Here is a 25,603-nt window from a genome sequence, read left to right on the forward strand (position 1 = left end):
CTGCGGCGACATGCACGCTGTATGCACTCAGCTTGAAAAATCCGAGCGGCGGACAATTTCGACCAGCGTGTCAGACACATCAAGGAAGAAGAATGCGGCGGCAGGAGGCTTGTCAGGTGTCAGCCGCGGGTCGTCTTCGGCAGCCATCGGCCTGCCGTGACCGCGCATGATGCCGACAATACGCACGCCGCGGGCATGCAATTGCTCCAGGGCGGCTTGCACATCATCGACAGCAAAGCAGATATGCTTCGTCCCTTGTGTTTCAAGGTCTGTATTCGGTTTCAAGCGGCTGGTTGGAGCCGGGCTGGATCCCTCTATTTCGAAGAACTCGATCCGAAATCCATCGCGCTTGATAAAGGCGATTTTTGCCTTGATCGGCGCAATCTCTATCCGGAAATCCACTTCGAAGCCGAAGATATCACACCAGAAATCAATGGCTTCTTCGAGGTTGCGAACACTGATGCCTACGTGATGAACCGTCATGTCACTCAAAGCCTGGCTCATGAATTCCTCCCAGTCCCAACGTCCAGGTACAGCGACCCGATCGCCAAATCCCATAGACTGAATCGTCTTCATTGACAATATTGATTGGTTGCCCAATTAATAAAGGGAGAATCATACATGCTTGTCGTCGGGAGGACGAGGAATGGAAGCATCACGTGCAAAGCTGATTGAGACCCTGAAGGCGTTGAGCTGGGTTAACGACCCATTTTCTGGTCTCATCACGCCCAAGGATTTTGAAGACAGTTTCCTTTGGCCGGGCGAAAAATGGGATAGCATTGAGGAAAGCGCACAAGCATCTGCCGACGGCAGGCAGGTGGCGGAATACCGCTTCATGGGGCCAAAAGGTCCGAAACCCTTCCTGCCGGTTGCTTTTGTCGTTGATCCGGCGGCATCGAACGGCCCCACCGCCTATGTTTATTCCGACCATCACCTTGTGGACGACAGAGGGCCAATTCTCACGCCGGTCGAAGGCATAAAGCCGTGGCGCTCTGAGGACGATGTCCTCTATCGCTATTTCCAGGCGCTCAATGGCAATCGGCTCGAAGAGGTACTCTCGATCTTCGATGAAGATGGATATTTCCAGCATTCCAATGCCGAAACCTTCCGGGGGCGCGATGAGCTGCGCACAGACTTCGTCAAGATGATGGGCGAAACGGGTATTCGTATCCAATATTGCCGCTTCACAGATGACGGCAAGACGTGCGTCGTTGAATGTTACATGCCTTCCGGTCGACCGGCGATTGCCGTTTATGAACGAGGCAACACCGGCGGCCTGCATGCCGTACGTATTTACTTGTGAGGACGTATGGCCAATCTCGTTTTTATCGCAGGTGTACCCCATGATCCCACACTGGCCATTGCCGCGCGCATGGCGGCCGTTGGCAAAGCCGACCCAGGTGCAATACCTGCACTGAAGCACTTCGACGCGTTAAGGGAAAAACTGGAGGCTGCAAGGCCCGATATTGTCGTGATGGTCGGTAGCGATCATCTCAATCAATGGTTCTACGACAATCTGGCGCCTTTCATGATTGGCATAGCAGAACGCATGGCAGGGCCATTCCCGTCCGAGATCAAGTCGTGGGGGCTTGACCCGTGCGATCTGCCGGTCGATCAGCGATTGGCCCGACACATCCTCAAGTCGGGATATGAAAACGGTGTCGACTTCGCCTTTTCGAACGAATTCGTTGCCGACCATTCCTTCACCATTCCCATGCAGTTTCTTCGACCGGCTGACGATCTGCCGGTCGTGCCGGTCTTTATCAATCTTCTTGCGCCACCCGTCCCGCCCGGACGTCGCTATGCCACCGTCGGCAGTGCTCTGCGTTCTGGTATCGAGTCCGACGGCACGCACCAGCGGGTCGCATTGATCGTCACCGGACATATGTCGAACAGTGTGGGCGGACCGAATATGCTGTCGATTCAGAAGGAGCCGGCAAGCGCATGGGACATCGAGACCTGGGCATTGATTGAAGAGAACAGGGTAGATGACATATTGCAGCGCGCGACTTGGGATCAGCTCTACGCTCAAGGAAACGGCACGCCCGGATTTCTCGCCTATTGTGTCGCCCTCGGTGCCGCGCGTGGAGCAGCACCCGGATTTGCAGAGATGGTAGCAACCGGCGCACAGCCGCCATGTGCATTCCTGGGCTGGACTGAAAGCGACCTGAAGGGAGGCGCACAATGAGCCGTTACATGGTCAACAAGGTGCTTTGGCGCTATTCGCGGGAGGACGATTTTCGCGCGGCTTTCGACGCAAACCCGGAAGCCGCGTTGAAAGGGTTTTCGCTGAGTGCTGACGAGCATGCAGCTCTTTCGGCACGCGATCAGCGCGCAATTTTCCTGCTCGGAGCGCATCCTTTCCTCATTTACGCATTCATGATTGCAGTTGAAGGTGGCTGGAGCTTCGAGTTCATGCAGCGTTACGTTGATAAACTCCAGGGCGTCGAACTGCAGAACATCGAAACCTGACCCTAAGCTTTGGCAGTGAGTGCGAGGGCCCAATCGGGCTGGCCGTTCCAAAGTCGCCACTTGATCCGCTCGACATGTGTCAAGAATGAGTGACCATCTCGATTCCGTTCGCATCACCGCAGATAGCAACTGCCAAGCTAACGCTCTGTTGACCAACGACTTTGAGGAACAACCGTTCGAAGTTTAAATCGACAGTCAGGCGTTACGCTCTCCTCGTTGCAAGCAGATGAGAGCTCTGAATGATCGTTCATTCAGTTGTCATGCATAGCCTATATCAGTGCTCTGGACGCTAACGTCCCGGTGAGGGGCGAAAAGAGACATCGCATTTTCAAGAGAATCGATCCTGACCGCTTCGTGGGCGGTCGGGGGTGGGTCGTTGCGTCGCTGAAAACAAAGCTGGAGCGCATCATGCCGAAAACCACAACCTTTATTCATCTGACAGATCTCCATATCAGCAATCCCGCAGTTGACGATGACCACCTGCATTCGGACACCTCCGCCACACTCGCGGCGATCCTTGCCGATATTGCGACGCTGGACCCGCAGCCAGAATTTATCGTTGCGACCGGAGACCTCACCAACCGCGGGGATGTCGATAGCTACGGGCATCTCAAGTCGATCCTTAAGGCTTCGGGCATCGATCTGCCAATTGTCTGGCTGATAGGCAACCACGACACACGCGACGGCTTCTACAAGGGCATGCTCGGTCGCGACACTAATACCGATGCACCATATTTTCATGACACGGTACTGGCTGGCATTCATGTGATTGCTCTTGACACGAGCGTGCCTGGCCAGGTTGGCGGCAACATTGAACCTGAACAATTCGACTGGTTGGAGGCAGTTCTGAAAACGCACCCCGATCTGCCGAAGCTGATCACGCTGCACCATGGCCCCGCACTCGACGAAGATCAGCCGGATATGGAATGGGAGTCCCTGACGATTGCCGACAGCCTTAAGTTGCGCGACACGCTTAAGGGTCACAACATTCTGGGCATCCTCTCCGGCCACGTTCACTACGACAGACTGAGCAATTGGTACGGCATGCCGCTGATTGTCGGCATGGGTCAACATGCTGCGCTCGATCCAAGGGCCTTTCCAAACGCACTTAGAATGGTCGACGGCACCAGCTATTCCATCGGTATTGTCCGCCCGTCTGGTCTGACGATGGCGCTCGTGCCGCAGCCGCAAACGCGCGTAGAAAAGCACACCGTGCCCATGGAAACACTCAAGGAATATGTCGCGAAAGCACAACGGCAACTTCATGCCGGCCCACAAGCCGCAGAATAAGGGAGACTTGAAACATGTCTGCAATTGGAAAGAAACTTGCCCGCATTCTCGTCGGGACATTCGCCTCGGTTGCCGTAGCGGCACCGGGTTTTGCCCAAACCATTCCGGCAACCGTCGACAAACCGGTTACCATCACTTTCTACAATTACAACCTTGCCTCGGCCGGGATCGGCGCGGATGGCACCAAAAAGCTGATAGCCGAGTTTATGGCGGCCAATCCGATGATCAAGGTCGATGGCGTGGGTGTGCCTTCTACAGAAATGAACAGCCGCATTCTGGCCGACGTGGCGGCAGGCCGAGGTCCGGACCTGGCTCAAGTCGTTTTTGACGGTCTCGACTTTGTTGCCAACAACATGGGTGCGAGCGCTCTGGAAGATATCGTCCCCGCTGACGAACTCGCTGAACATTTCAACGGTATGTCGAAAAACGGCCTGGAGCTTGGTGTTCTCGATGGCAAGACATATGCACTTGCCTACACCTTTTCGACTCCGGTCCTGTTTTACAATGCCGACCTTTTCCGCAAAGCTGGTCTCGACCCGGATTCTCCCCCGAAAAACTGGGCGGAGATCAAGGAGACCGCCCTTACTATTCAGGACAAAACAGACGCGAAGGGCTTTTCAACCGGCGTCGTAGGCGCTGCGGCCTCCGGCTTTGACTGGCTGCTGCAGAGCGTTCTGCTGTCCAATGGCGGACGGGTGATGTCAGAGGATCGCAAGACCCTTACATTTGCCGAGCCAGCGGCGGCTGGTGCCGTCAAAATGCTTCGCGAACTGCATGATGCCGGTGTACTGGAAAACAGCAGTTCCGGAAGCAACCTGGAATCGATGAATGCTGGGGGGACGGCGATGTTCCTCAACACATCGGCCTACCAGCGCGCACTGATTGCCGGCGCGGAGGGCAAATACGAGTTACGCGCCGCGCCCATGCCAGGTTTTGGGGACACACTGGCCACACCGACCAATTCCGGTTCCGGCCTTGTGATCCTCAGCCACGACCCCCTGAAACAGCGGGCCGCCTGGGAGTTCATGAAATTCCTCACCTCCAAGCGCGGTTACACAATCATCACCTCCGAAATCGGCTACTTGCCGCTGCGCACCGATATCGTCAATGATCCCGCCTATCTCAAGGACTGGGTTGCCGAACACCCGCTTATTCAGCCGAACCTCGCTCAGCTTGAGCGCCTTCAGCCCTGGACGCCGTTTCCCGGATCGAACTACCGCCAGATTCTCAAGACGATGATGGATGCGATGGAACAAGCAGTATTCGGGGGCGGCGATGTCGACGCAACGCTGAAAGCCGCACAGGATCAAGCTCAGGCCCTGATGCCCAACAACACCTGATGCACAAGTAACCAGGGCCGCTGGTCTCAGCTGGCGGCCCCAACCTCACTTGAAGGAAGTGTCATGAGCACCGCAGCCCTACAGCCTGTATTGGCGCGCCCCATCCGCCGGTCTGTACGCCGAATTGGTCTTTCCGCCGAATTACTGCCATGGCTCTACATTCTGCCCGCTGTTCTGGCTTTCGGCGTGTGGATTTATGAACCCCTGATCCGAGCCTTCATGCTGAGTTTCTACGAATGGAACATGTTGCCTTTCTCACCGCAAAAATGGGTGGGAACACAGAATTACTCGAACATATTTGCACTTCAAAAACTTTGGCAGGCACTGGGAAACACGGCCATCTACGTCGTCGGGCTTTTGCCGATGTCTGTCGCAATTCCCCTTGCAGTCGCCATTTTCACCCACGACCTCAAGGGTCGATGGCGGAATTTTTACCGCGCGCTCATTTTTGTTCCCATGATCATCGCGCCAGTCGTGGCGGCAGCCGTTTGGCGATGGTTGCTGGACCCCCAGCACGGTATACTCAATCTCGCTCTGCAAGGCCTTGGAATCGCGCCAATAGACTTCCTTGGCGATCCGAATTTCGCCATATGGACAATCATCCTGATCACCGGGTGGAAACTGATCGGTTTTGCCACACTGATCCTCTCGGCAGCCAACGCCAATATCAACCCCTCCCTCATCGAGGCTGCCCGCATGGACGGAGCGAGCTCCTGGGAGATCGTGCGAGACATTCGACTGCCGCTCCTGTCTTCCACGGCGCTCTTTTTGGTCATGATGACTATTTTGCTCGGCGCACAATGGAGCTTCACCTATATCAATGTGCTGACGGCGGGCGGGCCTCTCGGATCAACCACCAATATCTACTATCTGCTTTGGGATTTCGGCTTTTCCTCCATGTCGGTGGGTTGGAGTTCGGCCGCCGCCGTTGTCCTGTTCGTCGGATTCTCTGTCATCGCGTTCGGTCTCTTTCGTATGATTGAGAGGTATTCCTTCTATGACAACTGAAACGCTGTCGTTACCTATGTCTACTTCCGGTTTGCAAAGCAGGAAGAAGCGTCGCCAAGCCAATCTGGCGATTGCCGGTCATGCTTTGATGATCGTGATGTCGCTGTTTGCCGTTTTTCCGGTCTACTGGATGTTGGTGTCCTCGCTACGCGCCGAGAACCACATCTTCGATACAGCACTTTGGCCAGACGCCGCTTCGCTGGACAACTACGCCTACGCGCTTTCGGCCATACCGATCTGGCGGATGCTCTGGAACACGCTCGTGGTTTCCGCCGCAGTGACATTCATCCAGCTTCTCACCGGCATTGCTGCCGCCTATGGCTTTGCCCGCTGGCGCTTCCGGTTTGACAAGTTCGTCTATGCACTCATCGGACTCACGTGGCTTGTGCCTATTCAAGTCGTTATGATCCCCAATTATCTCCTCGTGGCGCGCATGGGCCTGCTCGATAGTCTGCCGGCACTCATTTTGCCACACTTCGCATCGGCCTTCGCCATCATGCTCCTGACGCAGTCAATGCGCGCCTTCCCCAAGGAAGTGCTGGAGGCGGCGCGGATGGATGGTGCTGGAAGCTGGCGCACATTGTGGGAGGTCATCGTACCCAACTTGCGCGGGATCATAGCCTCCCTTGCCATCCTGATATTCATATCAACGTGGAACGAATATTTCTGGCCCCTGCTTCTGTCTCGCTCTGCGGAGAACACAGTCATTCAAATCGGTATCCAGATGTTCATTACGCAGGAAGGCACCTCCTGGGGGCCGCTGATGGCCGCCTCGTCGTTGGCCAGCCTGCCGATCCTGCTCATTTACGTGGTGCTCCAACGCCAGGTGATCCAATCCTTCATGAAATCAGGAATTCGCTGACATGGACATTAAGATGGAAAGACATATTCGCATTCCTGGAACCTACAACATCCGCGATCTTGGCGGTTACGGGATTGTGGGTGGAGGTCAAACGCAGTGGCGGCGCATTCTACGCGCCGATTCCCTGCACCGGATTGATACCGATGGCGTCGCCGCTTTGATTGCTGAGGGCGTGCGCACCGTCATCGACCTTCGGCACGACCGGGAATTGGCCGAAGCTCCCGGACTGTTTTGCAACCATCCCGAGATTTCCTACCACAGCATATCGCTCTTTGAAGACCTCGCGCCGGAACCACAAATGGCGTCTCAAAATGGGGGAAACATGCTGCTCGGCCTTTACATTGCTGCCCTCGATAAACGTGGTGAAGCCTTCCGGGCGATCTTGGAAACCATTGCCGACGCACCGCCGGGCGCTGTTCTGTTCCATTGCACGGCCGGCAAGGACCGGACGGGGCTTGTAGCGGCATTGGTCCTGGCGGCGACAGGCGTTTGCGATAACGAGATCGTTGCAGACTACGCCATGACGGGCCCGCTGATTGCGCCGATGCTCGAAGAACTGGTCGCCGCCGCGTCGGCGCGCGGCACCGATGTCGAGAGCTTCCGCCCTCTTCTGACGTCCGATCCACAGACCATGTCGGCGGCAATTTCTCATATAAGCGACGCATTCGGCGGCATTGAGGCCTTTTTTGACCGGATCGCGCTTTCACAAGATCGCAGGCAGGCCCTCGCCCAGAGGCTGGCCAACACCGAAACCAGATGGAAAGAGGTCGTGTAATGGCAAATCTGCAAATCGCAAATGCCCGCAAGAGTTACGACAACAAGCAGGTGCTGCATGGTATCGATCTGCATATCGAGGATGGCACGTTTCTTGTGATCGTCGGACCTTCGGGGTGCGGGAAATCAACCCTTCTGCGTATGATTGCCGGTCTTGAGGATATTACCGATGGTACAATCTCCATCGACGATGAGGTGGTCAACGACTTGGAACCTTCCGCTCGCGGTTGCGCCATGGTGTTTCAGAACTACGCGCTCTATCCGCATATGAGCGTGGAGCAAAATATCGGGTACCCTTTGAAGATCGCGGGGGTATCCAAACCGGAGCGCGCACGTAAGGTCGCAGAAGCTGCAGCGCTTCTTGAACTAGGCGACTATCTCGACCGCCGCCCGGCGCAACTTTCCGGTGGCCAGCGTCAGCGCGTGGCAATGGGTCGCGCAATTGTCCGCGAGCCGCGGCTGTTCCTGTTCGATGAACCGCTCTCCAACCTCGATGCAAAGCTGCGCGTGCAGATGCGCATCGAGATCAAGCGGCTGCACCGTCGACTGTCTGCAACCAGCGTCTTTGTCACCCACGACCAGGTGGAGGCCATGACATTGGCGGACAAGCTGGTTGTGATGAACGCGGGCAAGGTTGAGCAGGTTGGAACGCCCGGTGAGATCTACCGCGCCCCCGCCTCCGCCTTCGTAGCCGGCTTCCTTGGCGCCCCGGCTATGAATTTTTTACCGGGAAAGGTTCTGCAACAGGGAAATCTGCACATCTTGCCAAATACAGAGATTGCGGTCCATTCACAGGAACTCCATCAATGGACGGGACGAGAGATCACGATCGGAATAAGACCGGAAAGCCTCCTGCTCGGAAAACCGTCCGCCGAGGGTATCCCGGCCCATGTCGATCTGATTGAGGAACTTGGGGGAAGCCGTGTCGCATACTGCCGGACGGATGGACCTGAAATTGCGGTGGTTATGCATGGCGACTTGACTGTCCGCGAAGGCGACAGAGTGTCGATAGGTCTGCTGCCGGAACATCTCCATTTTTTCGAGAAAACGAACGGTCAGCGGCTCGGTGGCGGGCAAGCCAGCCAGCAGGCTCAAGCTTCTCGGGCCATGCACGTGGCGTTTAATTGATTGCGCAAGACATAGCAAACACGCGCTAATTGTTCTTTTGCAAACCGCTTTCGCGCCGCTAGAATAGAGGTATGCCATGTAGTGCAGAAATGAGTCGAAATGGACGCAATCGCCGACAAGCGTAGTCGTATTCTCGCCGCAGCCACCGAATTGATTGTGGAGAGCGGCCTGCAATTTCCTATGTCCACGATCTCGGCAAAGGCCAACGTCGCAACAGGATCCATCTACAACTACTTTGCATCAAAGGAAGAACTGACTTTCGCGGTTTATGGAGAGCTCGCGGCGTATATCAACAACGCCTTGGTGCATGAGATCGATCTGAGAGAGGAGCCGCGCGCCCGCGTTATCCGATATATCTACGAGTATATCGACTGTTTCTGGTCAGATGCCCGCCGCGCCGTCTTGTTTGAGTATCTCTCGAATGTGCCGCTCATACCTGCCGTCCAGTTTGACACGCTATTTCATCCGGTGAATACTTACGTTATCCGCATTGTCGAATTGGCGCAGGACGCCGGACTGTTGAGAAAAGCGCCTGCCACCTTGCTGGCGCCCTACATCGGCGGCGGCATCCGGAACACCCTCAAGTGGCATCGCATGCGTCATTCTCAACTGACAAATGAACAAAGGGAGCAAATCGCCCTGACAAGTTGGTACGCTATCGCAGAGCCCGGCACCTGAATAAATGAAAGCCCGACGCCCACCGTCGTTCAATCTCCGCGGATGCAGGTTGTATATCGAAGATGAGGGAGTGACACTTTGACCTTGGACCCGAGCTTCCTCCATTTATTGGCAGAATCCGAGGGTTGATTTATGGCCTCATGCGGCCAGCTTTTCCAAAGCCATTTTCATGGCGAATTCGTTGGGCGTGATATTGCTACGAAGCCGATTGAAAGCAATCGGCAGCAGTCTGCAGATCGGCTCGATCCCGAGCCGCGAGCAGTGTTCGTCGATGAAAGAGATCAGCGCTTAAGTGGGCGGTCGAGCTCTGCCATCGCAAAATAAGCTGATGCCTTGCACAAAATCTCATTTGCTTGAAGAAGCTCGCGGTTCTCACGCTCCAGGGCTTTCATCTTCTCCGCAACGTCACTAGGCAAACCCGCACGCTTACCGCTATCGACCTCGGCCTCCTTCACCCATTCATGGAGGGTATGCGCCGAGCAACCGATCTTGGCCGCGATAGATGAAACGGCCGCCCATGGCGACGGATGTTTCAACTCATGTTCGGCCAACATTCGAACGGCGCGGGCGCACTTCAGGAGAAAATTTGTTCGTCGTTTTGCTTGCCATAGACCCTACTTCTCACGCGTTGGGTCTCCGGCAAACGCGGCGCGGCTCAACCCCCAGATGCGGCGCTTCGCAGCAAGGTCCATATTCTCCCAACGCACCGCCATCAACGCACCGTCAAATATTGCCCCCTAATTATGGCTTGCAATGAAGCTCCGGGCGCGCTCGGTATCGGGTGATGTGAAAAATTTCTCCGGAGAGCCTTCTTCCACGATTTTGCCTGCATCCATGTAAACGATGCGATTTGCGCACTTGCGCGCGAAATTGGTTTCATGCGTCACGATGATTGATGTCAGCCCTTCCGATGTCAGGTCCTGGATGATGGCGAGGACCTCTCCCACCGTTTCCGGATCGAGCGCCGAGGTCGGCTCGTCGAACAGCATGACTTCGGGACTCATCATCATCGATCGTACGATTGCGACTCTTTGCTGCTGGCCGCCCGACAACTGGCTTGGGAAGGAGCGCTCCTTGCCGCGAAGCTTGACCCGTTCGAGAAGTGCCAATGCACGCTCCTCGGCCGCCGCCTTTTTCATCAAGCCCTCCCGAACGGGTGCGAAAGTCAGGTTGTTCAGAACAGTCATATGTGGGAAGAGCGCAAAATCCTGGAAAACCATACCAATCCGGCGGCGCAGTGGCCGCCAATCCCTTTCGGCGAGCGCCTCGATATCTCGTCCGTGAAACTGGATGTGTCCGCCTTGGGTGCTTTCCAGGCCGTTGAGGCAGCGAATAAACGTACTCTTCCCGGATCCAGAAGATCCCATGATGACGACCCGTTCACCCTCTGTAATGGAAAAATCCACGCCGAACAGAACTTGATGGATCCCATAATATTTTTCCAGACCAATGGTGCGGATAACGGCCGTGTCCAGGTTTTGTGTCATTTTGAAACCCTCTGTTTTGTTTTTGGACTACCTTTTGGAGGAGCGCCCCAAGTGACGCTCGAGCCCACGGATTCCCGCATTCATCAACAGGCCGGCAATAAAATAGACGACAAGGATGAACCCATAGACGGTAAGGCCCGGGGAACCGCCCTGGTAATAGGACGCTCGGTCGATGACGATCTGTCCGCTTTTCAGCAGCTCGACAACGCCCACCAATGCCCCGAGGGAGGTCGAATGCATCAGGATATTACACAGGCCCGCATAGGCGGGAATAACGGGTCGAAGCGCTTGCGGAAGTATAATCGCCACAAATATCGAGAAGGATCCGAGCCCCAGTGAACGGGCGCTCTCGAACTGGTGTCGAGGCACTGCATTGATTCCGCCCCGAACGATTTCCGCCCCGTTCGCCCCGCCCCAAAGGGACAAACAGAGAATGGTGGCCTGAAGCGGTCCCAGTTGAAGCCCGAATGCCGGAGCGCCAAAGAAGATAAAGAACAAAAGAACAACCTGCGGGATATCGCGAAAGACCTCTATGACAATGCGGACAGGCATGCGGATCAGCTTTAGACGCACGGTCGCCAGAGAGCCGAATGCAAGAGAGAGAGCCATAGCAGCCATGGTGCTGGCCACGAAAATCACCACTGCGTAGCCGGCAGCGCGCAGAAAGAAGTCCCGGTTTTCCAGGATGAGGTCGAAATTCATCGGCGATATCCTCTGCCCAGATGCCTTTCCAGCAGCGTGACGATTGCGGAAAGCCCCATGACTATCGTGAGGTAACAGATCAGCAGCGCCAGGAAATTCTCCATGGAACGATAGCTCTCCGCAATGTTATCCATCGCGACATAGGTCAGTTCCATCACGCCGATCGAGCTTAACAACGCCGAGTTCTTGGTCGCCGATATGATCGTATTCATCATGGCTGGAACCACTGTCCGCGTCGCAACAGGCGCGATGACAAAAACGAAAAGGCCGCCAGGGCGCAGGCCGAGCGAACGTCCGGCCTCCGTCAGTCGCGGCGGAAGACCTTCTATCGCACCACGGATATTTTCGGTTTGATACGCTGTGGCCCATACCGTCAGCACGATTATGCCTGAGATGAGCGGCGATGCCGCCACGCCGATTTCCGGCAGACCGAAATAGAAGAAGAAAAGCTGCACCAGCATCGGTGTGTTGCGGATCAAACTGACATAAGCTCTGATAAGCTGGCAAAGGACAGGCGTGCGGAAATACAGGATGGTCGCCAGGACATAGGCGACAGCAATGGAGATCCCGTTACAGACCAGACACAAAACCAGCGTCAGTTCCAGCCCCCTCAGAAACAGGGGCGCAACTGACCAAAAATAGTTCCAGTCGATGGCGATACCTGTCATGACGCGTCGGCCAGAAATTTTGAAGGAGTTTTCGACAACATCGCTGCTCTCTCAAAGTGGACAGCCCAGGCAAGGGCCGTCCATAGGATAGGGAAGGACCGGGACGAGATCCTACGGTGAGGGAAGAACCGTGTTCTGGTCGGTGCTGCCATCCGGCGGGGACTGTGTGTAGCTGGCGATCCGTTCGTCGAGTTCAATCGCCTGCGCGTATTTCTTCACCGCAGCAACGTAGGTTCCATCAGTCTTCGCCTTTTCCACCATGGCGCTTATGAATTGGCGCATGGGGGTATCGCCGCGGCGCACCGCGGGCGCTGACCAGCCGATCTGGAACTGGACATCGGCCACCTGAAGTCTCGGGTCCTTGCTGGCCGCGACGACGAGACTGTGATGATCCTGGGCGACGCCGTCACCGCGTCCCTGACGCAACGACTGAATGGCATCCGTCACATTGTCGTACTTCACCAGCTTGATATCCGGATATTCCTTTTCGAGGTACGTCGATTGCCAGCTTCCCTTGTTCGTCAGAAGGGTCTTGCCCTTCAGCTCATCAAGGTTCGTGACATTTTCGCCCTGCCTGACAAGGATGCCGGACGAGCCCCAGTTCGTGGATGTTGCGAAGTCGACCGTCTCTTTGCGCTCTTCGGTGACACCCATCGTCGCAAAAAGCACGTCGACCTTGCCGGAAACGAGCATCTGTACGCGGGTTGCGGCGGTAACGCAGGTGAAGACGGCCTTGTTTGCGTCCGAAAACACGTAGTTTGCCATATAGCGCCCGACATCCACATCAATGCCGGTGACATCCCCGCTCTGATCCAGAAAGCCAGACGGAGGGCTGTCGCACTTGACGCCGATCCTCAGCTCACCTTTTTCCTTCAGTTCCTTTGGAACGGTCACGTCCTGTCCGTGCGCCGCCGCGGCAAGCACAAGCACGGAAAAGGCGGTGATCAACCTGAATGTCGTTCTCTGTTTCATTGTCTATGTTCCCCTTGTTGGAAATGACGCTTTGAAATTCACCTTGTTCTCGATTGGGGGCATTTCCCCAAATCCGTGCTTCCTCCCAGCGCCTGCGGGTTCTTCCGACCCATCAAGCCGACTCAGGACAAGCCTAAGTTTCGCTCCTCATGAAGCCCGGCAGTACACGGACGGGTCCTTTGATCTCTGCCGGGCTTTGTTGCTTTTTCCGAGGAGCGCCCGGAGCTTATTTTCCGGAGATTTTATTGACCACCGCCGTGAGCATTTCACTGGCCTTGGCAAGCTGTCCGCGGCGATCGGACAACCATTTGAGATCTGCCTCGAGTTCGATTTTCGCTTCGTCGATTGCGGCTTTGACGGATTCTGGAGCGGGCATCCCCTTGCCGGCACGGCGGGCGACATTCTTGACAGGATCCAATGCATCAATGATATCTTGCGGGCTCACATCAATCGGCGCGCCAGTCTGAGCGACGGCCGCTTCCTGAACGAGATCGATTTCAATCAAATTGGCTTTGATGCCCCGCTCTATAGCCGTGATGACGACGCGGGCAACGATTTCATGGGCTTCGCGATAATCTATACCGACACGGCGCACCAACATGTCGGTGAGATCGGTCATCGTGGCATAGTTTTCCGCTGCATATTTCAGCATCTGCGCCTTGTTTGGATGCAGGGTACGCACGACGCCGGTCATTGCATGGGTGGCGGCAATCATTGCATCGATAGAGCGCGGCTCCAGTTCGACGCGGGCGGCACTATATTGATATTCGATCGCATTCAGCGAAGTCAGAATCGCAACAAGCGGCCCCATCGCGGCAAACGCTGCTTTACGGCTGCGTTCGAGAGAGTCCGGGTTCTTCTTCTGCGGCATGATGCTGCTGGTGCCGGCAAAGGACGCATCCAGCTCAGCCGTCTGATATTCATCCGAACTCCAAAGCTGGATTTCCGATGCCAGCCGGCTCACGCCGCTGAGAAAGATCGCATTGTCGGAAGCAAATTCGGCAACGTGATCCCAACCTGCCACGCCTTCAATACTATTGACGACAAGACCGTCAAAACCCAAGAGAGCGGCTGTCCGATCGCGGTCGAGCGGCCATCCAGTGCCAGCCGTGGCGGCAGCGCCAAGCGGGCATTGATTAATCCGCGGGTATAATTCGCGGTACCGATCGAGGTTCTTTCCAAGATTTTCGCAGATCGCCATAAGATAGTGGCCAAGCGTGATCGGCTGGGCTTCCTTACGCTGGGTGTAGACGACCATGACTGTGTCAAGATGATCGGCGGCCTTATCGATAACGGCCTCGCGAAGTCCGATCACCGCTTCGATGGTGCGTAACAGCTGATCACGCAGAAACATTCGTTTCCCGGCATTGGCGAGGTCGTTTCGGCTGCGCCCGATATGCATCTTGCCGGCAACCGGCCCGATCTCACGCTTTAGCGCGGCTTCATAGGGCAGATAGGTGCGCAGCGAAGGATCGTCCTGTGCCGAAAGATCGACAGCAGCCAGCCCTTGCAGAATCGCAGCCGCTTCCTCGGGCTTTAGAATGTTCTGCTCCGCCAGCATGCTGACATGTGCTCTGTGAATCTGGCTATCATAGGGAAATACAGCGCTGGTCAGCGTGAGAGCTGCGGCATCGAAGTCGTAGAGCTCCTGAAACTCCGGGGCCTTTGCTCCGCTGGCACGCCCGATACGGGTCGCGTCGGGTTGAGACGGGGTGGTGCTCATATTCTGCTCCTTATTCACTGGAGGTTTTGAAATTGTTGTGGGATTCATCGCAGCGCCGTTCCAGCGTCGAAGCGTAGGGAACAAAACCCATCCTGCTCCAGAATGCCTGACCGCCCGGATTGCTTTGCATAACCTCCAGGACGACCCGGATATTTGCGGGGAAACGGTCTGATACGAGTGTGTCGAAGGCCTTACGCCCGACTCCTCCTCCGCGCATATCCCGGCTGATGTAGAATTGCCGTAAATAGACGCTTTCACCGCTCTTTTCGGTTATATCGTGCTGCTCGCGCCAAGTCGCAAATCCCGCAGTTCGACCGTCAATGTCCAGCAGATCAATGTGCCACTCTCCACTCTCCATGAAGCCGCGCGCACGTTCTTCCAGCTGCGACAAGGTCATCGGATTGCGGTGCCCTTCGTCAATGATCAGTTCCCGGTTCATTGCCGCGATCTCTGGTAAGTCGGCAACGGTGGCAGGACGAATGTCCAGCTTGTGAAAGGTATCGGTCATGCAGTTTTCCCCAGTGCGATCCAGGTTGTCTTCAGGTCGGAATATTTGTCGAAAGCGTGCAGGGACAAATCCCGCCCGTTGCCGGACTGCTTGACCCCTCCGAAAGGTGTGCGGACATCGACGTGGTCGACCGCATTGACGCTTATGCTGCCCGCATGCAGCGCCCGTGACATCCGGATCGCGCGGTCCAGATCCTGGGTCCAGACTGACGCACCCAACCCATAAATTGAAGCATTGGCGATGGATACGACTTCGGCTTCGCTCTCGAAGGGAATGACGCAGAGTACCGGCCCGAAGATTTCCTCGCTTGCAATCACTGAGTCTGGAGCAGCCCCCAGGAAAATGGTTGGAGTGATGAAGCAGCCGCCGGTGTCGAGCAAAATGCGGTTTCCGCCCGCCACGAGTTCCGCTTCTTGGCGGCCCTTTGCTATGTAGGACAGCACGCGCTCTGTGTGTTCTTCGCTGATCATTGCACCCATGCCGGAATCGCTATGCATCGGGTCGCCGGGTTCGTAAGCCTGCGTGGCCTGAAGCAACAGGGGCAGGAAATCCTTCAGAATGTTCTTGTGAACAAACAACCGGGACGTTGCCGAACAAACCTCGCCCTGATTGAAGAAGACGCCAGCTGCTGCAGCCTTGGCCGCCGCCTCAAGGTCGCGAACATCCGGAAAGACGATGCAGGCGCTTTTCCCCCCGCACTCCAGCCAAATCCGCTTCATGTTCGATTGCGAGGCATACCCTAGAAACCGCTTTCCGATTTCAGTCGAGCCGGTGAAGCCAACACAATCAATCCCCGAATGTAAGCCAATTGGCCCACCCACATCAGGTCCGAAGCCGGGAAGCACGTTGAACACACCCTCCGGCATACCCGCCTCGGCCGCAAGAGAAGCAAGGCGCAGGGCGGTTAGCGGCGACTGCTCAGCCGGTTTCAAAATCACGCTATTGCCTGCAGCAAGAGCCGGAGCACACTTCCATGAAGCCATTTTCAAAGGGAAGTTCCAGGGCACAACCGCGCCGACCACGCCAACCGGCTCCCGCGTGATTGTAGCAAGCGCTCCAGGCCCGACAGGAACCGTCTCATCGACAAGCTTGTCACAAGCCTCGCCGAAGAAGCGAAAAACCGAAGCCGCTCCGGGAATATCGAGCGTTGATGAATCGCGGATAAGCTTACCTGTATCCATAGTCTCGAGAACGGCCAGTTCATCGGAAGCCTGTTCAATAAGATCTGCCAACCGCACCAGAACACGCCGCCGGAACTCCGGATCGCAACGAGACCAGTGCCCGGCGTCAAAAGCACGACGGGAAGCCCTGACCGCGAGGTCCACATCATCCGCATCGCAGGACGCGACCTTGGCAATGATCTTGCCGGTCGCCGGGTTGATGCAGTCAAAGCGCCCGTCATTGACCGGCGCGACAAACCTACCATCGATAAACGCACGGCATTCTATATTGCCGATCGTTTCGGCGCCCGGTTGGGGCTGGCTTTCGCTTCGGATAAGGTCAGTCATATCCTCTTTATCCTTTTCGATCCTGTTGAGGTCATAACCCGGCTCGTTTGCGATCAAGCCAATCGGCAAAGCTGAAATATCCGGCTGCAAACGGCACATACCAAGGTGTGCCGCCGATATTGGGCAAGACGCCGAAAGAGATGCGTTCGAACACGCTTGGTTGCGTGAGATTCCCGAGCATCCGTTCTATCGTCAGTCGCCCAAGCCAGGGCATGATAGCGATGCCACTGCCGTTGCATCCAACCGCAAACCAGACACCCTCACGCTGCCCGATATGCTGGATATGACGGCGTGTCATGGCGATCGTTCCCGTCCATGCGTGGCTGATACGGACGTTTTCGAGTGCGGGAAAAACACGCGACAGGAAGCGATGCAGATATCCTGCAGCCATTTCGGGCGTGTTCGGGAAAAGACCGGGGCGAGCACCGAATAGAATTCGCTTGTTGTCCGGCGAGGGCCGGAAAAACCAGAGATTGCGCTTGGTGTCTGAATACATGCGCACTTTGGGCATGAGAGCGGCAACGCGATCATTTCCCAGTTCCTCCGTTGCAATCATGTAAGAACCAACAGGGGCGATCCGCCGTCTGAGGCTTGTCAGCGCCGCATCAGTGTAGCCGTTTGTCGCGAAGAGCACGTGGCGAGCCTTGATGCTTCCCTTGCTGGTCTTCACCACGTGGTCTGCGCCGCTTCTCGCTATGCCTTCCACCCTTACATGCGAGCGCAGAATACCACCGCGACCTTCAACATCCCGCGCGAGGGATTGGACAAGCATGGCCGGGTTCAATCCGCCAAATTCTTCGACCAGAAGTCCACCGTGATAGAGGTCACTGTCGATTTCGCACCGCAACTCCTCGCGGGAGACAGTCCGGGCCGTCACGCCGGCGGCGTCGCTCAAAATGCGCGCATGACTTGCGAACTGCTCAAGATCCCGCGGCAAGGCTGCGAGGAAAAGTCGCCCCGTTTCGCGAAAAGAAGCGCTGATTCCGCCCGTTGTCGTCAATGTGCGAACATATTCAAACGCGTCAGCATGGGCTTGCGAAAGTTCGGTGACCGCATCTGAGCCCAAGGCGCGCGCCGCACCGCTTATCAAGAGCTTCTGCCCGCTGGAAACCATGGCACCGCTGCGTGAACTGGCCCCGCCACCGATTGCGCCGGCATCCAGAACCAAAGGACACGCGCCCAATTCGATAGCCCGGCGCGCGGCACTCAGGCCGCAGATGCCAGCCCCTACGATCACCAGATCTGCCTCATGAGGTAGATCCTCATCGGTCGAAAATGGTCGAGCATTCTCCCACCAGTAGGGCTCGCTCTTGAAGTCATTTGTAAAAATATCGCCGGACATTCGAACCCTCAACGGAAGCATGCCACCAACCATGAGAGGCCAAATAAAAATTGTCAACAAAAAAATTATTGTCAACAAAGTGAACTTGCGATTACCGATCCGGTGATATACTGATCTCTCAGTCAGGGAAAAATCATGAGTGCAGATTCCTCAATCAGTTCGTCGCGAGCCAAACGCCGTCCGCTAGCCGAAATAGTGGTCGAACAGATTTCCAGCATCATTTTGAATGGAGAATTGCGCCCTGGCGACAAGCTCAATGAAGCGGAAATAGCGGAACGTCTGAAGGTCAGTCGCGGCCCTGTTCGCGAAGCCACGCGCCAGCTCAAGGAAGCTGGCTTGCTTGAGACTCATGCCTATCGCGGGGCGTTCGTGCGGAAACTGGACCAGCGCGAGATCTCCGACATATATGCTTTACGGGAAATTTTGGAATGCACTGCCGCTCTGGCTGCGGTTCGCCTTGCTTCGCCAGACGATTTCGGAGCAATTGAGAACGCATTGCGCGATACTGAAACGGCTGCCCTCTCGAATGCGCGCGCCAGAATGATCGAGGCGGACGTGGCATTTCACACAGCGCTGTGCCACGCCGGCCATAATGGCCGCATCACCGAGACATTCAGCAAGCTGGCGACGGAGTTGCGGCTTGTTCATCTGATGATGAGTCCAAATCCCGACCAGCTTAAAGCCGCTGCCCTCGATCATCGCACGATCATGGAAGCATTGCGAAACAGAACGCCCGACAGGCTGATCGCCGCCCTGCGCAGCCACATAACCGGGGAGCGTGATTTGGTTCTCCAATATCTGGGACCTCACGGTGATACAGCAAACACCGCCTCCCCTGCTGCATCAATCTCGCAGGAAATGCCCCTGGCATCGCGTTTCATTGGCAAAGTGAGCGTTCGCAAACACACCTCTGAAGATTTCCCGCTTCTCGCCCGCATGAATCGCGAACTGGCAGACGACGAAGGTCATCGCAATCCGATGAATGTCTCGGAAATGGAAGAACGTTTCCGCAAGTTTGTGGGTCACGAGGGATGGAGCGTCGACCTCTTCCTGCTCGACGACGAAATTGTAGGATATGCCACGCATAAACGGGAGACGGACCCGTCCAACCCACGAAGGCAGCGTATCTTTTTGCGGCAGTTTTTTATCGTCCGTCATTATCGTCGCGACGGCATGGGCCAGGCCGCGTTTAATGCGCTGGCTTCTGCCCGTTTCAAAGCCGGAGACCATCTCATGCTCGAGGCAATCGAAAACAATCCGGGCGGTCGCGTATTCTGGCAGCGTCTCGGCTTTACGCCTTATAGCGCCATCCTTGAATATACCATTCCCTGAGGAGGCGCAGGACCACGCCCGAATGCCCGGTTCTCTTTTGCGCTCCCCTTCAAGTCAACACACCAGCGCGATCCAAAGTGTCGCGCCAGCCATCGCCAGCTACGTCAACACCGATGAAGGATCCGCGCACCAACGCCGACCGGATGCAGAATATGCAGACCCTTCGGCCGCTCGGGGCGGCTAAATGGATCAAGGCCCATTGGCGCTACGACTACAAGCGTGGTGCTTGGGACTGGGTTCCGGACATTGGAACAAATCGATGGGCCGCTTGGCTCCAGACATGGGCGACAACCTTGCTGTTACCATCGATCAGCAGATCGATGCTGAAGTCTTTTCCGATGACCCGAACCAAGGTCTCACGACCGACCGGCTCGCTCGACGCAGAGGTCACCGCATCCACCCTGAGCATCCATTCCCGCCAGCGCAGTGCCGGCGGCAGGTCTTCCAGCTCCCGATCAAACAGACGTTCGTCTGCTGCGTTCGCTTTCCGGCGGGCTTTGGCTGTGCTTGATCCCGTCATCGTCACAACCCGCAGATCCGCAAGGAGGGGCAGCCCGACAGTTCGCGCACGGCACCAAAGCCTTCCAACCGTTCAAACAGTTTCGTCGCGGCCCAAAGGGAGAGATAGCTGCCGGGCACCGTCGCCGGCAATGCATCCTCTTCCAACAGCCTGCGTATAACGGCGTCGGCACGCTTTGATCGAACCTTCGGCGTTACGGCCAGAAGCGTGTCCGCGCGCCGGGCAATTTCATTCGCCGAGCGTAAGGTCATTCCCGCGCCTTCCACCAGCGCCAGATAGACCGTGCGCGGAAAGCCGGCCTCGCCGGGACGCACGCGCCCCTTGGCCCCGAGTGTGCGGAAGGCAGGACCGGAACGCTTGGCCATCGGCAGCACAGGCCCGGTCCCATTTCAGCAGGACCGCGATCAGCATGTCGGAGAGCGCCCTGGCGAGTGGTTCGGCATTCGGACGGACGACAAGGATCGCAGTCACAAGGTCCGCCACTGCGAAGGGTGCCGCCCGTCCGGACTGGACGACAGATTCGACCAGATCGGGGATGGAGGCAAGGCCAACGTCCCAGGCCAATCCCAAAAGATCGACCAACGCAGCGACCGCCTTCGAGGAGAAACCCGGTTTCCGATCCGTGATCCTTTTGGAGGCCAGAAACACGATTCCCCGCCGGCCCCGGATCGTCGCCGGAGGCCGTGAACGAAAGCGCATCACGCGACGCGTGTTTGTCCTCATTGCGGCCCATCAACCGCACGACCGCCGCGGCGCATTTCAGCGCCTGACGCTGCCGCCAGCAGCCCGCCCATCCGGGTTCGGGATGCACAAGATCATCCAGTGATTTCAGAGCGATATCCGCATCACATTCCGCATCCGTCTCTGCCAGATGACGCCCGCGCGGAATGGACCAAGCCGGTAACAGCGCCGGTGGCCTGTATCCCGGGAAGATGGTGGGAGAAGGCGAATCATGCCCGCGAGACTACATGATACGAGCAGTTTTGACAGTCTACTCGCATCTAACCGCACAGACCGTAGTAATGGCATAATGCCCGATAAGATTGCATTATCGTTCATATTGTACATTATAAAGAAAACCCACGCTCAGAGGCCGCAAATCCCCGAAAATGACATCGATCTGCACGCTGCGCCGTCTCTCAGCGCGGTGCGATGAGCATTCAGAGCTTTCGGCGTGCCCACACATGAAGGTAAGCCACATCTGGAATGGGTTCTGATACGCCAAGCCGGCCACAGCGGCCTTTAGCCGGTTTATCAAAACATTCCCGCTTTAAGAGACGGTAAACGGCGCTTGAAAATTGCGCATACGTCCGGCCGCTTTTGCGCGTCCATTGTCGCCGGCACCACTGCAAACGGAACCTGCCGGTCGGTCTTCGGCCAACCTGTCCTCCTGTCGCATTATTGCTCTTGACAGCATGTCGGAAATGCTTCGACTATGTGAACAGGTCTGAACAGGTATATCAGACACGATTGATCAAGGACCTTATGTCGATGAAAGCCAAGCTGGACCCCGGAGCACCAAAACCGCAACAGATCGCAAGTGTTCTGGAGCAGGAAATCCGCTCGGGCGTTCTCGGTTTCGGGGACAGGTTGCAAAGCGAGAGCGAGCTTGTGCGCCGCTTTTCGGTGAGCCGGAATACGCTGCGCAAAGGCCTTGAGGAGCTCAACAGCCGCGGACTGATCACCACCAAGGTGGGTATCGGCTCCTTCGTCACCTTCAATGGCAAGACGATTGAGGATGTCTCCGGCTGGTCGAAGGCGCTGGCTGAAGTCGGGGCGAAAACGCAAACCACCATCCTGCGGATCGAGGTTCTGCAGGACGCAGATCTTGCCGAACAGCTGAAAATCGACAATCCCTTTTTCATTGCCGTCGATCGCCTTCGCAGCCTCACGCCGGATCAGACGCCGATTTCGTTGGAGCGCAGCCGCCTGCCCCTTCTGCCCGAGCTGGAAAGCGTGCCATTGCGCGGCCTCAAGGCGGGCTCCTTGCACGAAACGCTGCGCGAGGCGGGTCTCATTACAACACATGGCGAGGAATGGGCCGGCGTGGAGATGCTGAGCGCGGAAGACGCCGACCTTTTGAAGCGCGCGCCGGGGCTGGCGTTTTTGAGAACAAGCCGACTGGCGCGCTGCGCCGATGGTCGGCCCATTGAATATGTCGTCAGCCTTCTCGACCCATCGCATTTTGCATTGCATCTGGAGTTTTAAGCTTGGAAACGTCCAAAGACACCATCATCGATCATGCTCTGGCCGCTTTGGCCGGTGGCGCGCTGGGCGATGCCCTTGGAATGCCCACGCAGCTTCTCTCGCCGAAACAGATTGCGGAAAGCTACGGCAATGTTGATGATTTTGTCGCCCCTACTGAAGACCATCCGGTGTCCAAGGGCCTGCCGCCCGGTGCCATTACCGATGACACCGAGCAGACCCTGTTGTTGGGTTCCGTGCTCCTCGACTCCTCGGGTGGCTTTGACCACGCCCTGTGGATCAAGGCGCTGGTGGATTGGGAAGAAGACATCCGTGCGCGTGGCGGTTACGACCTTCTCGGCCCTTCCACCAAACGCGCCATAGACGCCATCAATCGCGGCGTCGCGCCAGGCGAGGCCGGGCGATACGGCGACACCAATGGCGCAGCCATGCGCGTTGCACCGGTCGGCATCATGTTGCCACCAACGCAGGAACTGATCGCAATGGTCGCTGAAACCTGCCGCTCAACCCACAATACGACGATAGCCATTTCGGCGGCAGTTGCGGTTGCCACAATGGTCAGTTGCGGTGTTGCCGGCATGAAATGGCGTGATGCCATCCCGGTTGCGCTCGACGCCTGCCGAACGGCGGAAAGCGAAGGAAGCTGGGTTGCCGGCGGGCGCGTTTCCGCCCGCATCGCCTGGGCCCTGTCGCTTGCCGAAAAGGCCACCAGCAGCGCAGAACGCCGCGCGCTTTTTGATCTGGTCGGAACCAGCGTCGCCTCGCAAGAGTCCGTTCCAGCCGCCTTTGCCGTTCTCGCGCTCGCTGATGGCAATTGCTGGCAGGCCGCAGTCATCGCGGCCAATCTCGGCGGTGATACCGATACGATCGGGGCGATTGCCTGCTCCATGGCCGGCGCTTGTGGCGGATATGAAAGCTTGCCTGCAGACAAGATTGGCAAACTGGTTGGTTTTGATCTCAACAAGGCAAAAAATCTGGCGACAGCGCTGGCCGATCGGCGCCTGTCCCACATGAGGGCGCATGAGGTTCGCGATGGCTGAGCCGCGGCTTTTCCATATCGGCAGCGCCGTGATCGACTATATTTACCAGTTGGAGCGCCTGCCCAATCCCGGTGACGATCTGCTCGCTTCCGATTTCGCGGTATCGCCAGGCGGCGGCTTCAATATGTTGCTCGCGGCAAAGCGCAGCGGAATGGAAAGTTGCTACGCTGGCAAGATCGGCAATGGCCCGGCTGGCGCTTTGCTGGAAGCCGCCTTGCGGGCCGAAGGCATCAAGAGCCTGAATAACAAGGCGGCTGATATCGACACGGGAACATGCATCGTTCTGATCACCAGCGATGGTGAACGCACCTTTATCTCCCGCCAGGGTGCCGAAGCGCAGATGACGATGGCAGAGCTGAATGCCGTTCCCGCAGCTGCGGGTGATTGGGTCTTTACCTCCGGTTATACGCTCGCCTATCCCGAATGCCGCCAGGCCCTGGCGCGTTTCATCGAAAGCTTGCCCAAGGACCGCTCTTTTGTGCTCGATCCGACGGGTGCTGTCGCCGCGATTCCCGCCGACATTCTGGCTCGTGTGCTCAAACGCGCCGACTGGCTGACCTGCAATGAAGCCGAAGGCCAACAGATAGCGGGCGAGATGGAGGGGCAGGCGCTCAGCCAAGCGCTTCTGGAGCGCTTCTGTCCCAATGCAAAGGGTGTGGTCGTGCGCTGCGGCGGCAAAGGGGCCTTTCTGGCGCTGCGCGGCCAGGCTCCCCTCTTCCTGCCTGCCTTCAAGGTCGAAACAATCGACACCAATGGGGCGGGCGATGTCCATGCAGGGGCCTTTATCGCCGCGCTTGCCCGCGGCGAAAGCCCTCAGAACGCTTTAAGGCGGGCCAATGCGGCCGCAGCCATGTCGACCACGCGCAAAGGCGGAGCCAGCGCGCCAACACGTCAAGAAGTCGAGGCATTCCTGAACCGTGCCCAGGAAGCCGAAATCGACCGTCGAGACAAGGGAACAGGCACTGAAAACTGAGAGGACACGACAATGAAAACCTATTCGCTTCTGGTGGCCGCGGCCTCCGTGACGCTTTTGATGCAGAGTTCGGCACTGGCCGGTGATGTTCATGTGTTGAACTGGAAAGGTTATGGCACCGATGAAAGCTGGGCCGTTGAAGCCTTCGAAAAGGCCACCGGCCACAAGGTCATCAACGACTATTTCAATTCCGAACAGGAAATGCTCACCAAACTTCGGACCAATCCGGGCCTCTATGATGTCGTGATGATCAATGCGGCCTTCAACGATCAGGCAACCGCCGAAGGTCTCATTCAGCCCATCGACGTCTCGAAGATCCCCAATGCCGCCGATATCGGGGAAGAAAAAGCCGCCTCCCCCATGCTCAACCACGATGGCAAAGTTTATGGCGTGCCGTGGGTCTGGGGCCTGACATCGATCGCTGTGAACGATAAATCCTTTGACGAGACCCCGACCTCCATTCAGGTCATGTGGGATGAAGCCCACAAAGGCCGTGTCACGCTGCGCGATGACGCCTTGGAAGCCATCCAGTTCGGCGCCATCGCGTCCGGCCAGAACATCAACGACATCAAGGATATGGACGCGGTCAAGGCAAAACTGACCTCGCTCATCCCGCAGATCAAGACCTTCTGGGGTTCGGAAAACGACTGGAACCAGATGGTGGCAGCAAATCAGATCGATGTCGGCACCTATTGGAGCGGTTCGGCGTCGCGCGCGAAGAAAAACTTCAATCTGCCGGTCACGTTCGTGGTGCCGGAAGAGGGTGCCGTCGGCTGGCTGGATGCGCTGTCCATCCCCAAGGATTCAAAGAATGTTGAGGGGGCTGAAGCCTTTATAAACTACATGATCGATCCGGCTTTTTATACCGAATGGGACGAAAAGGTTGGTGCGCCGGTCTCTGCAAACCTCAAGGCGGTCGCAGCGCTTCCCGAAGACGCCTTCAACCGCAAGGTCATGGGCGATCCGAAGGTTGCAGAACGTATCCAGTTCCAGGCACCCGTTTCCGATGCCGATCGCGAAGCCTACCTGAAAATCTGGCAGGAACTGAAGGTCAACGTTCAGTAAATCGGC

25 protein-coding genes, 4 pseudogenes and 1 other annotated feature are annotated in these 25,603 nt (G+C 56.9%); of the genes and pseudogenes, 15 read left to right on the forward strand and 14 right to left on the reverse strand.

The genetic code is table 11. The features are described 5' to 3' along the window. Window positions 1-27: 27 nt before the first annotated feature. On the reverse strand, window positions 28-504 hold the full coding sequence (locus NHF56_RS15350; RefSeq protein WP_252806107.1) for a VOC family protein: 477 nt from the start codon (window positions 502-504) through the stop codon (window positions 28-30). A 142-nt stretch (window positions 505-646) separates the two neighbouring features. Here NHF56_RS15350 and NHF56_RS15355 point away from each other — a divergent pair, with 142 nt between their 5' ends. The 10 genes from NHF56_RS15355 (at window position 647) to NHF56_RS15400 (ending at window position 9,552) form a co-directional block, all read left to right on the forward strand. Beyond that, window positions 647-1,303 carry a nuclear transport factor 2 family protein gene (locus NHF56_RS15355; protein ID WP_252806109.1) on the forward strand — a complete coding sequence of 219 codons (657 nt, stop codon included), beginning with the start codon at window positions 647-649 and terminating at the stop codon, window positions 1,301-1,303. A 6-nt stretch (window positions 1,304-1,309) separates the two neighbouring features. Next, window positions 1,310-2,188, forward strand: a complete 879-nt coding sequence (locus NHF56_RS15360) for a 2,3-dihydroxybiphenyl 1,2-dioxygenase (RefSeq protein ID WP_252806111.1) — start codon at window positions 1,310-1,312, stop codon at window positions 2,186-2,188. Beyond that, window positions 2,185-2,472 carry a hypothetical protein gene (locus NHF56_RS15365; protein WP_252806113.1) on the forward strand — a complete coding sequence of 96 codons (288 nt, stop codon included), beginning with the start codon at window positions 2,185-2,187 and terminating at the stop codon, window positions 2,470-2,472. Before NHF56_RS15360 ends, NHF56_RS15365 begins: the two co-directional genes overlap by 4 nt. Window positions 2,473-2,880: 408 nt before the next feature. Further along, window positions 2,881-3,762: a metallophosphoesterase gene (locus tag NHF56_RS15370; RefSeq protein ID WP_252806115.1), complete on the forward strand. Its 882-nt coding sequence runs from the start codon at window positions 2,881-2,883 to the stop codon at window positions 3,760-3,762. 14 nt (window positions 3,763-3,776) lie between these two features. Then, window positions 3,777-5,102 (forward strand): ABC transporter substrate-binding protein, encoded by a 1,326-nt coding sequence (locus NHF56_RS15375; protein WP_252806117.1) that lies wholly within the window; start codon window positions 3,777-3,779, stop codon window positions 5,100-5,102. A 63-nt stretch (window positions 5,103-5,165) separates the two neighbouring features. Continuing rightward, entirely contained in the window at window positions 5,166-6,110 is a 945-nt protein-coding gene (locus NHF56_RS15380; protein ID WP_252806119.1) for a carbohydrate ABC transporter permease, read from the forward strand. Beyond that, window positions 6,100-6,972: a carbohydrate ABC transporter permease gene (locus NHF56_RS15385; protein ID WP_252806121.1), complete on the forward strand. Its 873-nt coding sequence runs from the start codon at window positions 6,100-6,102 to the stop codon at window positions 6,970-6,972. The genes NHF56_RS15380 and NHF56_RS15385 overlap by 11 nt, the downstream gene beginning before the upstream one ends. A gap of 13 nt (window positions 6,973-6,985) precedes the next feature. After that, the gene (locus NHF56_RS15390) at window positions 6,986-7,747 is read left to right on the forward strand and encodes a tyrosine-protein phosphatase (protein WP_252806123.1); all 762 of its coding nucleotides are present in this window, start codon (window positions 6,986-6,988) and stop codon (window positions 7,745-7,747) included. After that, window positions 7,747-8,874 carry an ABC transporter ATP-binding protein gene (locus tag NHF56_RS15395; protein ID WP_252806125.1) on the forward strand — a complete coding sequence of 376 codons (1,128 nt, stop codon included), beginning with the start codon at window positions 7,747-7,749 and terminating at the stop codon, window positions 8,872-8,874. Before NHF56_RS15390 ends, NHF56_RS15395 begins: the two co-directional genes overlap by 1 nt. Before the next feature lie 99 nt (window positions 8,875-8,973). Then, complete coding sequence (locus NHF56_RS15400) at window positions 8,974-9,552, forward strand: TetR/AcrR family transcriptional regulator (RefSeq protein WP_252806127.1); 579 nt, start codon at window positions 8,974-8,976, stop codon at window positions 9,550-9,552. Window positions 9,553-9,764: 212 nt separating this feature from the next. Further along, window positions 9,765-9,879: a sequence feature (AL1L pseudoknot), on the reverse strand. Here NHF56_RS15400 and NHF56_RS15405 read toward each other — a convergent pair. The 9 genes and pseudogenes from NHF56_RS15405 to NHF56_RS15445 all read right to left on the reverse strand — a co-directional run. Next, window positions 9,766-10,161: pseudogene (locus NHF56_RS15405) on the reverse strand (transposase); the annotation flags it as partial. It overlaps the preceding feature by 114 nt. A 128-nt stretch (window positions 10,162-10,289) precedes the next feature. After that, on the reverse strand, window positions 10,290-11,039 hold the full coding sequence (locus NHF56_RS15410) for an amino acid ABC transporter ATP-binding protein (protein ID WP_252806129.1): 750 nt from the start codon (window positions 11,037-11,039) through the stop codon (window positions 10,290-10,292). A 27-nt stretch (window positions 11,040-11,066) separates the two neighbouring features. Beyond that, entirely contained in the window at window positions 11,067-11,741 is a 675-nt protein-coding gene (locus tag NHF56_RS15415; protein WP_252806131.1) for an amino acid ABC transporter permease, read from the reverse strand. Beyond that, a complete protein-coding gene (locus NHF56_RS15420) occupies window positions 11,738-12,409 on the reverse strand; it encodes an amino acid ABC transporter permease (protein WP_252806134.1) in 672 nt (223 codons plus the stop codon). Before NHF56_RS15420 ends, NHF56_RS15415 begins: the two co-directional genes overlap by 4 nt. Window positions 12,410-12,520: 111 nt before the next feature. Further along, window positions 12,521-13,381 carry a transporter substrate-binding domain-containing protein gene (locus NHF56_RS15425; protein ID WP_252806136.1) on the reverse strand — a complete coding sequence of 287 codons (861 nt, stop codon included), beginning with the start codon at window positions 13,379-13,381 and terminating at the stop codon, window positions 12,521-12,523. 226 nt (window positions 13,382-13,607) lie between these two features. Continuing rightward, on the reverse strand, window positions 13,608-15,104 hold the full coding sequence (gene argH, locus NHF56_RS15430; RefSeq protein ID WP_252806137.1) for an argininosuccinate lyase: 1,497 nt from the start codon (window positions 15,102-15,104) through the stop codon (window positions 13,608-13,610). A gap of 10 nt (window positions 15,105-15,114) precedes the next feature. After that, entirely contained in the window at window positions 15,115-15,612 is a 498-nt protein-coding gene (locus NHF56_RS15435; RefSeq protein WP_252806139.1) for a GNAT family N-acetyltransferase, read from the reverse strand. Next, window positions 15,609-17,120 carry an aldehyde dehydrogenase gene (locus NHF56_RS15440; protein ID WP_252806141.1) on the reverse strand — a complete coding sequence of 504 codons (1,512 nt, stop codon included), beginning with the start codon at window positions 17,118-17,120 and terminating at the stop codon, window positions 15,609-15,611. The genes NHF56_RS15435 and NHF56_RS15440 overlap by 4 nt, the downstream gene beginning before the upstream one ends. 31 nt (window positions 17,121-17,151) lie before the next feature. Next, window positions 17,152-18,462 carry an FAD-binding oxidoreductase gene (locus NHF56_RS15445; protein ID WP_252806143.1) on the reverse strand — a complete coding sequence of 437 codons (1,311 nt, stop codon included), beginning with the start codon at window positions 18,460-18,462 and terminating at the stop codon, window positions 17,152-17,154. Between the two features lie 135 nt (window positions 18,463-18,597). Here NHF56_RS15445 and NHF56_RS15450 point away from each other — a divergent pair, with 135 nt between their 5' ends. After that, window positions 18,598-19,794, forward strand: a complete 1,197-nt coding sequence (locus NHF56_RS15450) for a GNAT family N-acetyltransferase (RefSeq protein WP_252806145.1) — start codon at window positions 18,598-18,600, stop codon at window positions 19,792-19,794. Window positions 19,795-20,098: 304 nt separating this feature from the next. Here NHF56_RS15450 and NHF56_RS15455 read toward each other — a convergent pair. The 4 genes and pseudogenes from NHF56_RS15455 to NHF56_RS20950 form a co-directional block, all read right to left on the reverse strand. Then, a pseudogene (locus tag NHF56_RS15455) lies at window positions 20,099-20,314 on the reverse strand (segregation and condensation protein B); the annotation flags it as partial. 2 nt (window positions 20,315-20,316) lie between these two features. After that, window positions 20,317-20,679 carry a DUF1403 family protein gene (locus NHF56_RS20940; RefSeq protein ID WP_306431187.1) on the reverse strand — a complete coding sequence of 121 codons (363 nt, stop codon included), beginning with the start codon at window positions 20,677-20,679 and terminating at the stop codon, window positions 20,317-20,319. Between the two features lie 61 nt (window positions 20,680-20,740). Next, window positions 20,741-21,037 (reverse strand): annotated as a pseudogene (locus NHF56_RS20945) (DUF1403 family protein); the annotation flags it as partial. Further along, window positions 21,021-21,248: pseudogene (locus NHF56_RS20950) on the reverse strand (DUF1403 family protein); the annotation flags it as partial. The pseudogenes NHF56_RS20945 and NHF56_RS20950, both read right to left, overlap by 17 nt. 536 nt (window positions 21,249-21,784) lie before the next feature. Between NHF56_RS20950 and NHF56_RS15465 the strand changes: the two are divergent. Genes NHF56_RS15465 through NHF56_RS15480 form a run of 4 tightly spaced genes read left to right on the forward strand, consistent with a single transcriptional unit; the run spans window position 21,785 to window position 25,597 of the window. After that, window positions 21,785-22,522 carry a GntR family transcriptional regulator gene (locus tag NHF56_RS15465; protein ID WP_252806147.1) on the forward strand — a complete coding sequence of 246 codons (738 nt, stop codon included), beginning with the start codon at window positions 21,785-21,787 and terminating at the stop codon, window positions 22,520-22,522. 2 nt (window positions 22,523-22,524) lie between these two features. Continuing rightward, window positions 22,525-23,559, forward strand: a complete 1,035-nt coding sequence (locus tag NHF56_RS15470) for an ADP-ribosylglycohydrolase family protein (RefSeq protein ID WP_252806149.1) — start codon at window positions 22,525-22,527, stop codon at window positions 23,557-23,559. Beyond that, window positions 23,552-24,532, forward strand: a complete 981-nt coding sequence (locus tag NHF56_RS15475) for a PfkB family carbohydrate kinase (protein WP_252806152.1) — start codon at window positions 23,552-23,554, stop codon at window positions 24,530-24,532. Before NHF56_RS15470 ends, NHF56_RS15475 begins: the two co-directional genes overlap by 8 nt. Window positions 24,533-24,544: 12 nt before the next feature. After that, the gene (locus NHF56_RS15480; RefSeq protein ID WP_252806154.1) at window positions 24,545-25,597 is read left to right on the forward strand and encodes a PotD/PotF family extracellular solute-binding protein; all 1,053 of its coding nucleotides are present in this window, start codon (window positions 24,545-24,547) and stop codon (window positions 25,595-25,597) included. Window positions 25,598-25,603 lie beyond the last annotated feature (6 nt).

This window comes from Rhizobium sp. L1K21 (assembly GCF_024055895.1).
GTDB lineage: Bacteria > Pseudomonadota > Alphaproteobacteria > Rhizobiales > Rhizobiaceae > Ensifer_A.

Coding starts and splice junctions, on each gene's coding strand:
- NHF56_RS15350 (WP_252806107.1), bottom strand. CDS start 504: ATGAGCCAGGCTTTGAGTGACATGACGGTTCATCACGTAGGCATCAGT.
- NHF56_RS15355 (WP_252806109.1), top strand. CDS start 647: ATGGAAGCATCACGTGCAAAGCTGATTGAGACCCTGAAGGCGTTGAGC.
- NHF56_RS15360 (WP_252806111.1), top strand. CDS start 1,310: ATGGCCAATCTCGTTTTTATCGCAGGTGTACCCCATGATCCCACACTG.
- NHF56_RS15365 (WP_252806113.1), top strand. CDS start 2,185: ATGAGCCGTTACATGGTCAACAAGGTGCTTTGGCGCTATTCGCGGGAG.
- NHF56_RS15370 (WP_252806115.1), top strand. CDS start 2,881: ATGCCGAAAACCACAACCTTTATTCATCTGACAGATCTCCATATCAGC.
- NHF56_RS15375 (WP_252806117.1), top strand. CDS start 3,777: ATGTCTGCAATTGGAAAGAAACTTGCCCGCATTCTCGTCGGGACATTC.
- NHF56_RS15380 (WP_252806119.1), top strand. CDS start 5,166: ATGAGCACCGCAGCCCTACAGCCTGTATTGGCGCGCCCCATCCGCCGG.
- NHF56_RS15385 (WP_252806121.1), top strand. CDS start 6,100: ATGACAACTGAAACGCTGTCGTTACCTATGTCTACTTCCGGTTTGCAA.
- NHF56_RS15390 (WP_252806123.1), top strand. CDS start 6,986: ATGGAAAGACATATTCGCATTCCTGGAACCTACAACATCCGCGATCTT.
- NHF56_RS15395 (WP_252806125.1), top strand. CDS start 7,747: ATGGCAAATCTGCAAATCGCAAATGCCCGCAAGAGTTACGACAACAAG.
- NHF56_RS15400 (WP_252806127.1), top strand. CDS start 8,974: ATGGACGCAATCGCCGACAAGCGTAGTCGTATTCTCGCCGCAGCCACC.
- NHF56_RS15410 (WP_252806129.1), bottom strand. CDS start 11,039: ATGACACAAAACCTGGACACGGCCGTTATCCGCACCATTGGTCTGGAA.
- NHF56_RS15415 (WP_252806131.1), bottom strand. CDS start 11,741: ATGAATTTCGACCTCATCCTGGAAAACCGGGACTTCTTTCTGCGCGCT.
- NHF56_RS15420 (WP_252806134.1), bottom strand. CDS start 12,409: ATGACAGGTATCGCCATCGACTGGAACTATTTTTGGTCAGTTGCGCCC.
- NHF56_RS15425 (WP_252806136.1), bottom strand. CDS start 13,381: ATGAAACAGAGAACGACATTCAGGTTGATCACCGCCTTTTCCGTGCTT.
- argH (WP_252806137.1), bottom strand. CDS start 15,104: ATGAGCACCACCCCGTCTCAACCCGACGCGACCCGTATCGGGCGTGCC.
- NHF56_RS15435 (WP_252806139.1), bottom strand. CDS start 15,612: ATGACCGATACCTTTCACAAGCTGGACATTCGTCCTGCCACCGTTGCC.
- NHF56_RS15440 (WP_252806141.1), bottom strand. CDS start 17,120: ATGACTGACCTTATCCGAAGCGAAAGCCAGCCCCAACCGGGCGCCGAA.
- NHF56_RS15445 (WP_252806143.1), bottom strand. CDS start 18,462: ATGTCCGGCGATATTTTTACAAATGACTTCAAGAGCGAGCCCTACTGG.
- NHF56_RS15450 (WP_252806145.1), top strand. CDS start 18,598: ATGAGTGCAGATTCCTCAATCAGTTCGTCGCGAGCCAAACGCCGTCCG.
- NHF56_RS20940 (WP_306431187.1), bottom strand. CDS start 20,679: ATGGCCAAGCGTTCCGGTCCTGCCTTCCGCACACTCGGGGCCAAGGGG.
- NHF56_RS15475 (WP_252806152.1), top strand. CDS start 23,552: ATGGCTGAGCCGCGGCTTTTCCATATCGGCAGCGCCGTGATCGACTAT.
- NHF56_RS15480 (WP_252806154.1), top strand. CDS start 24,545: ATGAAAACCTATTCGCTTCTGGTGGCCGCGGCCTCCGTGACGCTTTTG.